This is a genomic window from Arcanobacterium hippocoleae, from assembly GCF_031456295.1.
Taxonomy (GTDB): domain Bacteria; phylum Actinomycetota; class Actinomycetes; order Actinomycetales; family Actinomycetaceae; genus Arcanobacterium_A; species Arcanobacterium_A hippocoleae.
Genome location: NZ_JAVDUJ010000001.1, coordinates 211,671 through 226,169, shown reverse-complemented (window position 1 = coordinate 226,169; position 14,499 = coordinate 211,671). Strand labels below are relative to the sequence as shown.

Sequence of the window (14,499 nt, the reverse complement as noted above, 5' to 3'; positions counted from 1 at the left end):
TCCTTAAGCGTTGCTGTGTGCTCCGCTCATTAGAAGGCCAGAAAGATCAGCCGAGTTAACCCCTGCCGCTGCCAGCCCATCGCGTAGCCGTTGGGTCGCTTTTTTCAAGGTTTTCGAGACAGCCGCTTTCGACACGCCACGCTGCGCAGCAACATCAACCTGCGAACGCTGCTCGACAAGCACCGCCACGATGACTGCTCGCTGCACCTCAGGTAGCCCCTTGACCAGGTCGAAGAGCAGTTGCCTGATGGTTTGGATGGAACGGTCTTTTTCCTCGGCAGTTTCCTTGTCACAAATGACGTCTTCCACCGATGGGCAAGCTCCCGTTTCTTGGTTACCAAAGGCGTTGTATACCTCCCAAGAACAAAACTTGACCCCCTTACGGTCTTGACGGTAGTAGCCGTGCTCGTTGTTGTATTCCTGCCGGTCAAGCTCAGCAACGATCTCGACCCACTGGTCGTTGGCCTCAATAACAATCGGAGCGCCAACAGCACTGTGATAAGTGATGAATCCCATGAGTGGGGTTCCCTTCTGGTAAAGGGAGACCCGCTCGAGGAAGCAAGTTCGGGTGTCAACGCTGCAAGGCGACAGTGCGGTAGAGAAACGAGAAGGCAGGAACCCAACACATGGGTTCCTGCCACTTGCTTCTCTTGCGCGTCTCTTATGGTTGACGGCCTTGTGTGATCAGCACGCGGCACTATGTAGGAGCACCTGCCACGGAATGTGGCCGATTCACCTCATGGGGCTCATGCCGTCGACTGCCTGAGCCCTTTCCTCCAGACATCGCGTCGAGACCGTGTCGTGTCTGTCTTCTTCTGCTAATGCAGTAAAATGTGAAGAAGTTCTACACAAACGCGATCCCGAATGGTGTGCCCGGAGATCTGTTTTCAGGCTACGAACACAGCTGTTTGGAACCGTGAGAAAACGTGATGGGCTTTCGTGAGGAGTCGTGAGATTTTCGATGGCAGGAGGGTGATGAAGTTCTTTGAACTGGCCGACGCTCTTCATCCGCTCGTGCCTGGCGGGCTCGCTCGCGCACCGTATCTGCGAGAACTGATCTCAATGTTTACAACTGTTACTGAGACTGAGTGGACTACGCGGGCTGACCCCTCGTTTCTACCAAGCGACGCGACCTTAGAAAGAATGGCCTCAACTGACAGCGCTTTCACTAAGAAGCTTGCAAAAGCGATAACCGCACGTTGGGGAATCAAGAATTTTGTAAACATTCTTGACGGGCTGGAGCTGGAAACTCAGCAATTAATCACCGATCACATCGCCGCATACGGTGAGCAGGTTCGGCTCGATCATTTCCCAGATGATGTTGCGCGACTACTTGTCGAGATCATTCACGACAAGGCCGGCATCGATAAGGGCAAGGAGGCAGTGCTTGAAGAGATCGCTATTCAAACAGCTCGTGTTCGATACGAAAAACTCATTCTCGCCCGCTCACGAGGTTGCACTAAATGCAGTATGCCGCTAGGTATTTCTTCCCACGGGCAGCAAGCCGACTCCTACACGATAGTTTTCCTTGATGCTGATCAAGCTGAATACACAGCCGATGACTTTGCCGCACTATGTAAACCGTGTGCAGAAAGATACGAGCTAAGCCACACGCCACAAGACGTCGCCGAACTGCGTAGAGCTAACAGATTGCTGTCCTTGAACGATCATGTCGGTGAGCACCTTGTTCCACTTGGCTTAGACCAGAAAATTGCCGACCTACTGATAGCGATATACAACCTGCCGGTGGAGAACCTTGCCCCAAACATCACCTACGACGTGATGCCGATGCAGGAAAAACTCGATGACACAAGGCTTGTTCGACGCGTGCGAGACCACATGAGTATCTACGAATCAGTTGTTCGTGAAAAAGCTAAATCTCTCGAAGAAGTAGGAAAACTTGATTTTGAGCGGATGCGAGACGACATTTGGGGCGCGTGGCGAGTTCTCGTCGATGCAGGGTTGAGCCAAGATGAGATATGGTCACGCCTAACCGAGTGGATTCACCGGCACACAAATGTTGATGAATATGCATGCGGTGTTGTTGTGTCGTTCCTGACGCAAATCTGTGAGCTGTTTAAACCGAGGAGGCAGATACTGTGATCCGCCTACCCAACAAGCTATACCGATTCAATGAATCAGTGCTTGCCGACTTCGTAACGATCCTAAAAACCATTGACGAAAGCCCAATCTCGGTTTTAGATCTTCAACGCAAACTCGCTCAAAAACTTCACACCGAAGACCTCATTGATGCCCTCACCCTCCTGCTCACTCTCGGGGTGCTCGACCTAGACACCAGTAAAGGGGTGCTCAGTCATGCTCACTAGACTCTGGTCACCCGCATTCAAACAGGAAGGAAAACCCCGCCCCGTCATCAATCTGCATACCGGGTTGAACATCGTTGAGGGCGCTGACGAAGCACAAAACTCCATCGGCAAGTCAACACTGCTGCAAATAATCGACTTCGTCTACGCTGGGAAAGATTTCCTGGACTCCGACGCTGTGCGACTCCCGCAAGCCGTCGGCCATCACGCAATACACTTCTCCCTCAGACTGCACGATAAAGACCATCACTTCGTCCGTGCTACCGACAGGCCCGGGTTCGTCACTCGCTACCACGACCCAAACTGGCAGGAGTTGGATCGGGACTACGAGCTTTCTGAATACCAACAGTTCTTGCTCGACGAATACGGTCTCGGGGATACCGGCGGCACATGGCGTGAACTGGTTGGGCGGTTCAGCCGCGTCGACGAACGCGACATGGCCCTGCTCGACAGGCCACTAGCCGCAGCTGCACGCGCCAACGACATCGACGGCGCTAAAGCACTACTTCGGCTCTTCGGTGCATACGAAGAGATCGACAAGATCCAATCCCGCTACGACCAGGTACGCAAAGAAGTCGACGCGCTCAACGCGATGGCAAAGGGTAAGTACTCCAACTACATCAAGTTCACCACAAAGAAAGAACGCGACGCAGCCCAAAGAGAACTTCTTCAAGCCCGCAGTGAAGCCAAACAGCTACGCACCCACGCCGACCTCGACCTGTTCGAAACCGAACGCCAAGCCAGGCACGAGCAGGCACAACGCCGCGCCGAGTTGCGACCTCTCACACAACAGCTCGACGCGATTAACAGCAGACTCGCCATCGTCAACGCCACCCTGTCTGGGCAAACACGCATCACCACCCGAGATCTAGAAGAGTTCTACGAATTCTTCCCGAACGCAAACCGTGAATCCTTAGAAACCATCGAGTACTACCACCACCAGCTCACCGGCATTCTCGAAGATCAACTCCACGAGCAGCAACATCACTACCAGGCACAAGCAGCCCAACTTCAAATCGCCATCGACAACCTCCAAGCCCAAATCCTGGCTCTCGGCGAATCCGTGCGGCTCGATGACGAGGTCTACGACCAGTCCGCCGAGATACAAGCCAAGATCAACCGGCTCGAAGAACAAATCCATACCTTCGACCACAACCAGGAACTCAAGAAGGAAAGCAAACAGCTCAAACAAGAAATCGACGAGGCAATCCCCAACACCCTCGGGCATCTCGCTGACACAATCAACGCGCAGATGAAAACTGTCAACGATGCTCTCTACCCGCAACAACACCGCAAGAGCCCACTGTTCACGTTCAAAGCCGCCACCAAAGGTGTCTCCTACACATTCGACCACAACGGAGACACAGGCTCTGGTGCCAAGGCCAAGAACCTGATCGTATTCGACCTCGCCACCCTTCACAGCACACCACTACCGTTCCTCATCCACGACTCGGCAATCATCAAACCCGTCGCTTTCGCACCAGTACGCGAACTACTCAACATCTATGCCGACAGCAGCACGTTCACCAGCGGTGCGAACGAACCCAAGCAGGTGTTCTTCTCCTTCGATGCCACCAAGGCCTACGGCACCGGAGCCGAGGACTCCGTTGCCAAGAACCAAATCATCCACCTCGACGAAGGCTCCGAAGCCCTCTACGGCTTCACCTGGAACCTCGAAACCGACCAACATGATGCAGGAGACGACCAGACGTGACTATCACCTTCAAACCCTTATGGAAACTCCTAATCGACCGCGACATGACCCGAGAAGACCTACGCCACGCAACCGGCCTATCACCAGCCACCATCGCCAAACTAGGACGTGATGGCAACGTCACCACCGACGTCCTCGCCCGCATCTGCCAAGCGCTCGACTGCGATATTGCTGACATCTGCGAGGTCGTCCCCACCGACCTGAAGGGAGAGACCGATTAGATGACCGCTCAGCGTCTCCAACTCACCTGGTACAACAAGGACAAGGCCCTTATCCCTACCGAGACCGGTAAGTACGGCTACACGTGGGTTGACCCCTCTGATCCGCGCTACTGCGAAACCCACACCCTCGTGCTAGACGACTACGTGCAAGGTGCGCAGACACCGAAGTCTGACGAGTTCGCCTACTCCGAGCGCGCTGACCTGGAGCCCCAGGATGACAACCTGCTGATCTTGGGTGAATCGGGCGATGTCCTCGAAGCCCTCACCCGCGTGCCCGAGCTTGCCGAGAAGTACGTCGGCAAGGTGAAGCTGGTCTACATTGATCCGCCGTTTAACACCGAGAAGGCGTTTAACTATTACGAAGACAACCTGGAACACTCCATCTGGCTGACCATGATGCGCGACCGGCTCATGCACATGAAGAAGCTACTCGCCGATGATGGGTCAATATGGATCCACCTGGACTTTTCTGAGAACCATCGCATGCGGCTTCTTCTGGATGAGGTGTTTTCTTCTGGCTCATTTATTGGTGAAGTCACGTGGAAGAAGCGCGGGAACTTGCCAAATGATCGCCCTATGGCAGCTAATGACGACAAAATTCTGGTCTACGGTTCAGAGGGCGCCTTCAACTTGCGCCCACGTCCTACCGGGCACGGAGGTTATATCAATACCGATGGTGATCCTCGTGGCCCCTGGGCTACGCACCCGGTTGACGCTAACGCGAAGGGTGGCAGAAATGTTGAGCATCTGCGCTATTCGATTATTAATCCCCAGACGGGAGTCGCATACACTCCTGCTGCTGGACGCAACTGGGTGTATTCCCAGGAAGACATGGAACGCGGAATAAGGGATGGACGTATAATCTTCGGGCGCACTGGTCATAGCGGACCTGTTAAGAAGGCATACCTGTCCGAAACTAGGGCTGGCCTTACCTGGCCCACGCTGTGGTTGGCCGATGAGATCGCTGATTTCGTGTACAACAATGCGGCCGATAAGCATTTGCAGTCCATGTTCCCTGGTAGGAGCCCATTCGACACCCCAAAACCAGAAGAGTTGCTGGAGCGCATCATTCATATCGGTTCGAATCCTGGCGACATTGTGTTGGATGTGTTTGCTGGGTCTGGTACGACGGCTGCGGTGGCGCAGAAGATGGGGCGGCGTTGGGTGACGTGTGAGTTGTTGGAGTCGACGTTCACGACGTTCACGCGTCCGCGTCTGGAGAAGGTCGTCAACGACGAAGACCTGGGAGGGATCACTCGGACTAAGGGCGAACGAGTCGACGCTACGGAAGACGGGCTGCCTGATGGTGTCTCGCCGGAGGACGCCGCGAAATTCACGAGCGTGCTCAACAAGCTGATCAAGGACGACCCAGAGCTAAAGACCAGCGCCCAGGTGAAGGCGTTGAAGGCTGCCTCGAAGACCAGACGCACGAAAGAAGTAGTGAACTGGCGTGGTGGCGGTGGTTTCCAGGTCGCGCATCTCTCGCCTGCCTGTTTTGACTACGACCCCGCGCTTGATCGGGTGATGCTAACTGCGGCCGCGACCGGACAGACTCTGATCGAGTCTGTGGCTGCGAATCTCGGCTTCACGTTACTGCACCCGGATGATGACTACGTTTTCGACGCTCGCCGAGGTAACATGCTACTCAAAGTCGTTGAGGGGGTTGCCACGCCCGAGATTGTTGATTGGCTGGCCTCACAGGTGCAGCCCGGGGAAACCATCGTGCTTGCCGCGACGAGCGTGATGGATGGGGTGCGCCAACTACTGCGCAAGGCTGTGAAGGGGTCGCGGGTGATTGCCTTACCCGATGATGTGTTTCGGTACAGCGAAGGTGGTGACCAGTGATGGCGAACAGGCTCAACATCAGTTTTGACTCCGACATGCTGGAGTCGATCAGTGCCGAGTTCGACCTGCGTGCTCCGAATAAGGAAGCGCTGCGCCAGCTGGTCTTCACTCTCGACGGCGACTATGACCCGACCGTGATGCAGGTGCTCAACCTCGCTACGGGCGTGGGAAAGACCTATCTGATGGCCGCGTTTATGGAGTATCTGCGCCGCCAAGGGGTCAGCAACGTCGTCATCGTCACCCCAGGCAAGACGGTGCAGGCGAAGACGGTGCAGAACTTCACGCCCGGCACACCCCGCTACATCACCGGCACGGCGGTGCCGCCCGAGGTGGTGACCCCACAGGACTACTCGGCGTGGATCGCCCGGCAGAACGGCCCGGCTCGACTCGCGTTCGGCCGTGAAGTGCCAATGCTGGCGTTTATCTTCAACATTCAGCAGCTCATCGCGCCGAAGGAAGCCGAGGGTGACACCCACGGTGGTACCCAGGACGCGATGCGCCGTAAGCCCCGCCGGTTCGATGAGAACGCCGGCGTGCTCTTCGACTACCTCAAGGGTCTCGATGATCTGGTTGTGATCGCCGACGAGTCCCACCTGTACGGGTCCAGCGCGGTCGCGTTCAATGCAGCGTTGAAGGAACTCGATCCAGCGGCGGCGATCGGTCTGACGGCCTCGGTGGATAAGAAGACCGATCACGTGATCTTTGAGTACCCGCTCTACCGGGCGATCCAGGACAAGTACGTCAAGGCCCCCGTGCTGGCGTTCCGTAAGACCGGATACGGCTCCGATGAATCCTCCGAAGAACAACAGCTACGTGACGCGCTTCAACTGCGCCAGATCAAGCAGGCCCACTATGACGCCTACGCTGCCAACCAGAACCGCGCCCACGTCAACGCGGTGGTTTTCGTGGTCTGTTCGGACGTCGAGCACGCCACCCAGGTGGCTGAGCTGCTGCGCACCCCCGAATACTTCGGCAAAGACGAGGCTGTGCTGCAGGTGGACTCCAAGCACGAGGATGAGTTGACTCAGCGTCGCCTCGACGAATTGGATCGGCCCGAATCGCCTGTGCTGGCAGTGGTGAGCGTGAACAAGCTCAAGGAAGGCTGGGACGTCAAGAACATTGCCGTGGTGGTCACACTGCGCGCCATGGCGTCCGAAGTGCTCACTCAGCAGACGATGGGGCGCGGGCTGCGGCTGCCGTTCGGCCGGTATACGGGTGTGTGGCAGATCGATCAGCTCGACATCATCGCCCACCAATCCTTCACCGAGCTGCTCAACGCCGAGAACGTGCTGCAGCAGTTCGGCCTGGACGAAGCCATCGCCGAGCCCGACAAAGCCAAGGTAGAAGAGGCGATCCGTAAAGCCGCCGAAGAGTCCGGCACGGGTACAGGTACGCCCACGACCGGCGGTGACCAACCAACGAAGACAACCGGTTCTGAACCGGGCACCGGTGTCAGTGGTGAGGTCGCCGGTGGTATGGCTCCGCAGCCGGGCACCGTTCCCGTCGGCGGCAGTGATTCCCCGGGGGCGGGTTTGCCCGGTGTCGGGGTTCGCACCATCACCGAGCAGGAGGATCAGCCCACCTGGGAGTTGGTTTCTATCGGACGCAACCCGAGCTTTGCTGACGTGTCCTACCGATTCCCGGTGACGACGATGACTGTGCAGCAGCCGCCCATTGACCTGTCAGAAATCAGTGACGCCGAGATCGAGCAAGCAGCGCGTCGGGTCACCTCTGCTGGGGACGTGCTGCTGCGCAAAGAGATCATCGCCGCCCTAGGCAAGAAACTCCGGGCAGAGGATCGAGAAAGCGCCGAAGTCGACTCCGTCCACGTCGACGACGCCGACGCCGAGGAGGCGCTGGTCAAACTGGTGATCAACATGTCGCTGGTGCCCAAAACCGAACAGACCGCTCGCTACGTCGCCACGTTCCTGGTGCCGAAGTTCATGCGCGCCGTGACGTTCACCGGCTGGACCGTCAAATCCCTCGACTCCGCCCGCGCCGAACTCCTAGCGCTGATCAAGAACTACACAACCGAGACACTGCGAGCCACCCGCGAGGTGCCGACCATACACCCTAAGTCGATGCCAGGCACCGGCTACACGCTCCCGTTGGGTGAGAAGGTGCATGACCAGATCGAGAGTCGTGACCAGTTCGTGCGAGGCCGGGTCTATGGCGGCTGGTTCAAGTCGCTATTCGCCGAGGAGTCCTTCGACTCCTTCACCGGCGAATACCAGCTTGCTCGCCTGCTCAACACGTCGCCGGGGATCGTGTGGTGGCATCGCCTGCATCCGCAAGACCAGACGTTCGTGTACTACAACGCGAAAGACCGCTACTTCCCCGACTTCGTAGCCTTGGACACCAACGGGGTGCATTGGATCATCGAAGGCAAGGACGAGCGCGGCCGCGATGACGCCAGGGTGCAGGCCAAACGTAAGGCTGCCGAGGCGTTGGTGCGCCGGTTGGTGGCTGAGGATGCCTACGCCGGTCAGCACTGGGGCTATCTGATCGCCTACGAGCAAGACACCGCCCGTGCCGACTCGTGGGAAGACCTGAAAGCCTTCGCCAGCCCGGTCAGCAACGCCCTGTAGCTGCGAGTTCGCCTGGGCGCATCACGGGGCTCCAGCGTTGCGGGAGGTCGAGGGTGACGGCCTCGCCGGTAATGAACACGAATCCGAGCCTGCCATCGGTGAGCCTGCACCCGCCCTCCAGAACCGCAAGGAAGTCCGGGATGTGGAACGCAAGCTGCGTCGGCGATTCGGTCAGGAGCTTGTCGATCGCGGCACTGAGCGTCGATGGACGTCGCCGCGCACCCGTTGACTGCAGGCTGTCCACGGCCTGGTCGACCGCCGTGCTGTTGCGCCCAGCGAGCACCTGCAGTGCTTCACCCATCTTGGCCAGCAGCACCTCCTGGTAGAGGTGGCTGGTGGTGCAGGTGCCGCGCTTGACGTAGTTCGTGGGGCACTCCCACACGTCGACCCGGTTCGGGGTACCGGAGTGCCAGGTCTTGTGGCCGAACGGCCGTCCGCAGTCGCCGCATACGATCTTGCCAGACATGCGCCGACCGAAAGACTTGTGGCCGCTCGGGTCGACGCGAGTGGCGAGCCAAGGCAACTCCCTCTCGGTGATCTTGAGGACGCTGGCTGTGTGGCGTTGGGCGCGGAATGCGTCCATCCACTCGACGGTGTGCCCGGCGGCGAGGTTTTCAAGGAGGAAGCTGATCAGCCGGTAGGTCAGGCGAGCTTGTACTGTTGCGAGTTCGGGGTAGTGCATGGTGGTGGCTCCTGTCTTTGCGTCACGTACATACACGCTCTAATCAGGGCTAATAGCAAGTCGTAACCGGCACTACCTTTTGGCGCTTGCCGCACCTTTTGGCGCTCCACTGACAGCTGTATCGTTCGTGGTTCACGTCGAACCACGACGCCTCCTGGACAAGTCGCCGCCGGAGCCGAACCGTCCGAGTAGACCGCTCAACGGCTCGCGCTATCCCGAGCTTTCCCTAGTGGCGCGCGAGTTTCTTCCAATCCAGGTCGCTCACGCCCCACGAACCCTTGTATCCAACCTGATACGGTCTGCGACCCGACCTGTGGCACAGTCCCGTACTTTTAAGACCTACACAAACCTTTTAGCGCTTACCAACACTTTTTAGCAGATACCCATACCTTTTAGCGGAACCCATACTTTTTAGCGGCAACAAGAACCCGCCACCCCACGCCACCTAAACCGACGACAAAAAGAGGCGAAACCACCGCCGCAACCCCTCACCAAACGCCCCAAAGACAGGGCAAGAACCGCCTCAAAACAACCACCAATACCGCCCTGACAAGCACAAACACCGCCGCAACAACAAAAGACGCCCACCTCGATACTTTGTATCAAAATGAGCGTCCTAATGGTGGAGATGCAGGGAATCGAACCCTGGTCCGATAATGCAATACCCAAGACTTCTCCGGGTGCAGTCTGCTAAACGTTGTTTTTGGCTCCAGCACTCACGCAAACAAGTTGCTGACAAACCTAGTTCGCTAAAAGTTCACTGCAAATCACGAACAAATCTGCAGCGCAGTGGCTTCCATAAAAACGACGCCAGTTCACTTACGCGAAAGCTACGTAAGGCTGACGGACTCCTTTAAATGCGCTCGCGCTTAGGCAGCGAGGGCGAAGTCGTTATGCTGCTTGTTTGCAACTAATTTTCGTACAGAATCGTTAAAGAGATGACTGTACATCCTCTACCCGCTTCTCTTCGGCCTTCATTACCGTCGAAACCGATCATCCCCATATTCAGTTATCAATTCGTCCAGCTGAATCTTCATGCCATTATCAACACCAAAAGATCACCAACAATGAAAACAGCTAATTCAGCAAACGCATTAACCTGCAAGCCAGTCTAGCCCATACTTTCGATAAAATCTAGCGCGCCGCAATGTGCAGCAAAACAAAAACATGACAAAGCCATCTACTAAAAATGCAGTTATCTGCAGATACCGCTTCCAATTCCCCGCAGCACAGAGCGAAACTACAACCAAGTTCGGCTCTCACGCACCACATTCACAAAATCAAAGCTAAATACGCCCACGCTTATGCGCATCAGACATTGCGCGCGCAGTATCTCGTTCATCTTGCTTTCGCCGCAGTGTCTCGCGCTTATCCCAATCTTTTTTACCGCGTGCAAGAGCAATCTCGATTTTCACTCTGCCGCGTACAAAATACAGCTCAAGTGGTACTACCGTCGTGCCTTTATCACGCACTTTCAAACGCAAATTATCGATCTCGTACTGATGTAATAAAAGCTTCCGCTTTTGCGTCGGAGCATGATTCGTCCATGATCCCATCGCATATATCGGAATATTACAGCCAACTAGCCAGGCTTCTCCCCGACGGTCGAACTCGATCCATGATTCCGTCAGTGAGGCACGCCCCATCCGTAGCGCCTTTACTTCGGTACCGGAAAGCACAAGACCGGCTTCATAAATTTTATCAATATGGTAATCATGCCGTGCCTTTTTATTCCGGGCAATCACCTTTTTTGCGTCAGCTTCCGCCTTTGCTTTTTGCGCTGGAGTGAGCTTTCCGGCAGATTTATTCGATTTTTTCGCCATTTTAGCCTCCTCACAATTACATCACAATCAAAATACACAGTGCACCAATGTATATTGGCGTTGTATCCGCACTCATTTCTACTCTGAGCCAGATATCCATTAAAACACATTCTTGCCCGCAGTAGAAAGGCATCATATTTTATGCGTATGGATGCAGAAAATATCTTCTGCAGCACCATCAGCACGCTTTACGCTACCCGTAAATACCGCAATTTTGAAATAAAATCAGTTGAAGCTGGGCAATGACATTGGATTGATTTGCTTCCCATTACGGAAAACCTCATAGTGCAAATGGCAGCCAGTAGACCATCCAGTAGTTCCGGTCAACCCAATTGGCTCTCCTTTTGCTACATGTTGCCCAATACGTACATCAATTCGGGAAAGATGCGCGTGGAAGGTGACCCAACTTGCGCCATTTACTATCCCGTGATTGATGTATACGGCGTTTCCATACGGATTGCCATCAGATGCATGACGGAACCTCGTGATCGTACCGGCAGCACCAGCCCGCTGCGTTGTGCCACATTGTGAACCAATATCGATCGCAGGATGAAATTCATACCGCCCAGATACAGGATTAATCCGGTAGGCAAAAGGAGAAGTGATCCGAAGTGGTTTTGGCAGAGGCGTTTGGATCCAGTCACTGGAAGTGATGATCACACCGCCACCATCGGAGTATCCACCTTCCCCAGCTTTCTTTCGGCGTGCAGCTTCTTCCGCCCGCCGACGATTTTCTGCATCAATCGCCGCAATCTCAGCCATAATTTCGGCTTGCACTTGCTTATGTTTCTCGATTGAAGCCGCGATATCTGACTTCTTACCTTGTAACTGCGCAACTAGATTCTCGTATTCTTTTTGTAAGGAGTTCAGATTTTCGCGTTTTTTCTCTGCGTCTTTCTTAGTTGCTTCACGTTCCACCACAATTGCATCAGCTTCACGCTTCAGCTTAGTGATTACCGCTTCAACAGCGTTTTGCCTTGCTTCTCTATTTTCAGCAAGCGCACTTGCTTTTGCCTGTGCATCGAGCACATTCGTTTGCGTGCGGGCAATTGCAGTATTTGCCCGATAAGCGTTCATGAAATCTTCAGCCGAGCTTGTACCGATAATTAATTCAATTGCTGACGGAGCCACATCGCCGCGGTATGTTGCTCGTGCAAGCGCACCTAAAGATTTCAGGGTGTCGTCTTTCGCGTCAGCAGCTGTTTCTTTCTCGTTTTTGATTTTGCGAAGTTCGGCTTGCGCAGAAGAGAGTACGGCCGCATTGCGTTGTGCTTCGCGCTCTGCCGCCGATAATTGTGATTGTGCATTGGCTAATTCGGATTCTGCTCCAGGAATTTTATTTTTTGTCTCGGTGAGTTTCAAGAAAGTTTCTTGCACGTTTACATCAAGCCCGGTAATTTGCGATTTTAGTTTTTCAATTTCGCTTGCTTGTGCTTTTTCACGCGCTACTAGGTCATCACGGTTCGCAGCGGTGGCAATGTTCCCTGAGAGGCTGATTGTAATTCCAGAAGCAAGGATTGCAACCGATGACATGATCGCTATCGTATTCTTCCCGATCTTGACTTTCATTTTCGTTCCCAATCAATATTTCCCATTACCAATTTTCCGTCTGATCTCTCGATGCGCGATGCGCATTTATTCAGCTTTCAAACTCGCGTATAGCGCCGCAATGCCAGGAATGATGCAAACGAAGCGATCATGATCGCTGCACCGAGGAGAATTGGCGCAAGGAAAAATACGTCTTTCGCATCCACTACTTGCACCCATGTGCTCTTAAACCAATCTTGAATGAAGAAATGTACAATCGCCCATAAGCTTATGGTCGCAAATACTGCGCCCACGAGTGATGCGAGCACGCCTTCAAGAATGAACGGCATTTGGATCATTCGATTCGTGGCACCTACATAACGCATGATCTCTGTTTCTGTACGTCGAAACATTGCTGATAGACGAATCGTGGATGGAATCAGCAGCATCGCCGTGAGAATCATGACTCCTGCAAGACCTCCAGCAATCAACGTGAATCGGTTTAACACATTAAATAATGGCTCTAGTTGAGCGCGTTGATCGATCACTGCTTCGACACCATCGCGACCTTCAAGTGCATCTGCTACCACCTGATATTCTTGCGGATTTACAAGCTTTACACGGAAGGATGCCTGCATTTGGGCTTCTGTCATTGTATCAGCCCATGCAGTATCAGCCATTTGCTTTTTGAATGCTTTCAGTGCATCAGCTTTATTCTCATAATAGACTTCTTGCACATACGGTTTCAGTTCGGCAGATTTGAGATATGCATCGATTGCCGTGATCTGCTTTTCGGTTGCTTCTCCGCCCGCGCATTGCGGTCGAGATGAGTCTGCAGGGCACATAAACGCGGAAACTTCAACTTTGTCATACCAGTCGTTTTTCAGGTTCCCGATTTGTGTTTGCAATAGTACTGCTGCACCAACAAAAAGTAAGGAAACGAAAGTTACGAGCGTGACGGAAAAAGCCATCGCCGCATTTCTCCGTATTCCTTTGAAGGTCTGCGCAAAAATAAAACGTAGTCGCATTAGTGAATTCCTCCGTATGCACCGCGCTCTTGGTCGCGCACCACTCGCCCGTCAACTAATTCGATGACGCGTTTGCGCATCTGGTTTACGATTTCACGATCATGTGTAGCCATGACAACAGTTGTGCCTTGCCGGTTGATCCGATCTAGTAGCTTCATGATCCCAAGTGCTGTTTGAAAATCAAGGTTCCCGGTGGGCTCGTCAGCGAGAAGTAGGTCTGGACGGTTGATCATTGCCCGCGCAATTGCTACACGCTGCTTTTCTCCACCAGAAAGTTCGTTCATTCTCCGGCGTTCCTTGCCATCTAGACCAACAAGTTCAAGCACGTATGGAAGTTCTTTCCGAATGTGATGCTTCGGTTTCCCGATCACTTGCATTGCTAATGCAATATTTTCAGCTACATTCGCGTCCGGCAGAAGTCGAAAATCCTGGAAAACGGTACCGATTTTCCTCCGCAGTAACGGGACTCGCCGCTGTGAAACTTTGTTCAGGTTCTTCCCTAAAACAAATACTTTTCCAGCTGTAGGGCGCACTTCGGCAGAAATCAGCGAGAGCATCGTCGATTTTCCAGATCCGGAAGCGCCAACGAGAAAGGCAAATTCGCCACGGTCAATATTGACAGTGACATCATTCAGCGCAGGTGCAGCACCTTTTTCGTACAATTTCGTTACGTTTTCAAATGTAATCATGTTCTTCAATTGCAATTGCAGTTATAAAATCGTTATCTACCCTATTGAAGAATAAAAC

Annotated in this window: 12 protein-coding genes and 1 other RNA gene; 6 read left to right on the top strand and 7 right to left on the bottom strand. The window is 54.2% G+C overall.

Translation table 11 applies throughout. From position 1 onward, the window contains the following. Positions 1-3 precede the first annotated feature (3 nt). A complete protein-coding gene (locus tag J2S36_RS01065) occupies positions 4-516 on the bottom strand; it encodes a sigma-70 family RNA polymerase sigma factor (protein ID WP_309954684.1) in 513 nt (170 codons plus the stop codon). Positions 517-975: 459 nt separating this feature from the next. Between J2S36_RS01065 and J2S36_RS01060 the strand changes: the two genes are divergently transcribed. Genes J2S36_RS01060 through J2S36_RS01035 form a run of 6 tightly spaced genes read left to right on the top strand, consistent with a single transcriptional unit; the run spans position 976 to position 8,692 of the window. Further along, positions 976-2,103 carry an ABC-three component system protein gene (locus J2S36_RS01060; protein WP_309954683.1) on the top strand — a complete coding sequence of 376 codons (1,128 nt, stop codon included), beginning with the start codon at positions 976-978 and terminating at the stop codon, positions 2,101-2,103. Next, positions 2,100-2,327 (top strand): ABC-three component system middle component 7, encoded by a 228-nt coding sequence (locus tag J2S36_RS01055; RefSeq protein WP_309954681.1) that lies wholly within the window; start codon positions 2,100-2,102, stop codon positions 2,325-2,327. The genes J2S36_RS01060 and J2S36_RS01055 overlap by 4 nt, the downstream gene beginning before the upstream one ends. Further along, a complete protein-coding gene (locus J2S36_RS01050) occupies positions 2,317-4,038 on the top strand; it encodes a DUF2326 domain-containing protein (protein ID WP_309954679.1) in 1,722 nt (573 codons plus the stop codon). The genes J2S36_RS01055 and J2S36_RS01050 overlap by 11 nt, the downstream gene beginning before the upstream one ends. Then, positions 4,035-4,259 carry a helix-turn-helix domain-containing protein gene (locus tag J2S36_RS01045; RefSeq protein ID WP_309954677.1) on the top strand — a complete coding sequence of 75 codons (225 nt, stop codon included), beginning with the start codon at positions 4,035-4,037 and terminating at the stop codon, positions 4,257-4,259. Before J2S36_RS01050 ends, J2S36_RS01045 begins: the two co-directional genes overlap by 4 nt. Further along, entirely contained in the window at positions 4,260-6,104 is a 1,845-nt protein-coding gene (locus tag J2S36_RS01040) for a site-specific DNA-methyltransferase (RefSeq protein WP_309954675.1), read from the top strand. Continuing rightward, positions 6,104-8,692 (top strand): DEAD/DEAH box helicase, encoded by a 2,589-nt coding sequence (locus J2S36_RS01035; RefSeq protein WP_309954673.1) that lies wholly within the window; start codon positions 6,104-6,106, stop codon positions 8,690-8,692. The genes J2S36_RS01040 and J2S36_RS01035 overlap by 1 nt, the downstream gene beginning before the upstream one ends. Here J2S36_RS01035 and J2S36_RS01030 read toward each other — a convergent pair. The 6 genes from J2S36_RS01030 to ftsE form a co-directional block, all read right to left on the bottom strand. Further along, positions 8,676-9,374: a recombinase zinc ribbon domain-containing protein gene (locus tag J2S36_RS01030; RefSeq protein WP_309954671.1), complete on the bottom strand. Its 699-nt coding sequence runs from the start codon at positions 9,372-9,374 to the stop codon at positions 8,676-8,678. The genes J2S36_RS01035 and J2S36_RS01030 overlap by 17 nt on opposite strands. Positions 9,375-9,994: 620 nt before the next feature. Then, positions 9,995-10,375: a transfer-messenger RNA gene (gene ssrA / locus J2S36_RS01025) on the bottom strand. A gap of 285 nt (positions 10,376-10,660) precedes the next feature. Next, positions 10,661-11,197 (bottom strand): SsrA-binding protein SmpB, encoded by a 537-nt coding sequence (smpB, locus tag J2S36_RS01020; protein WP_309954670.1) that lies wholly within the window; start codon positions 11,195-11,197, stop codon positions 10,661-10,663. Positions 11,198-11,422: 225 nt separating this feature from the next. Beyond that, complete coding sequence (locus J2S36_RS01015; RefSeq protein ID WP_309954668.1) at positions 11,423-12,766, bottom strand: peptidoglycan DD-metalloendopeptidase family protein; 1,344 nt, start codon at positions 12,764-12,766, stop codon at positions 11,423-11,425. Positions 12,767-12,843: 77 nt separating this feature from the next. Further along, entirely contained in the window at positions 12,844-13,752 is a 909-nt protein-coding gene (ftsX, locus tag J2S36_RS01010; protein WP_309954666.1) for a permease-like cell division protein FtsX, read from the bottom strand. Then, entirely contained in the window at positions 13,752-14,441 is a 690-nt protein-coding gene (ftsE, locus tag J2S36_RS01005; protein ID WP_309954664.1) for a cell division ATP-binding protein FtsE, read from the bottom strand. Before ftsE ends, ftsX begins: the two co-directional genes overlap by 1 nt. Positions 14,442-14,499: the final 58 nt, after the last annotated feature.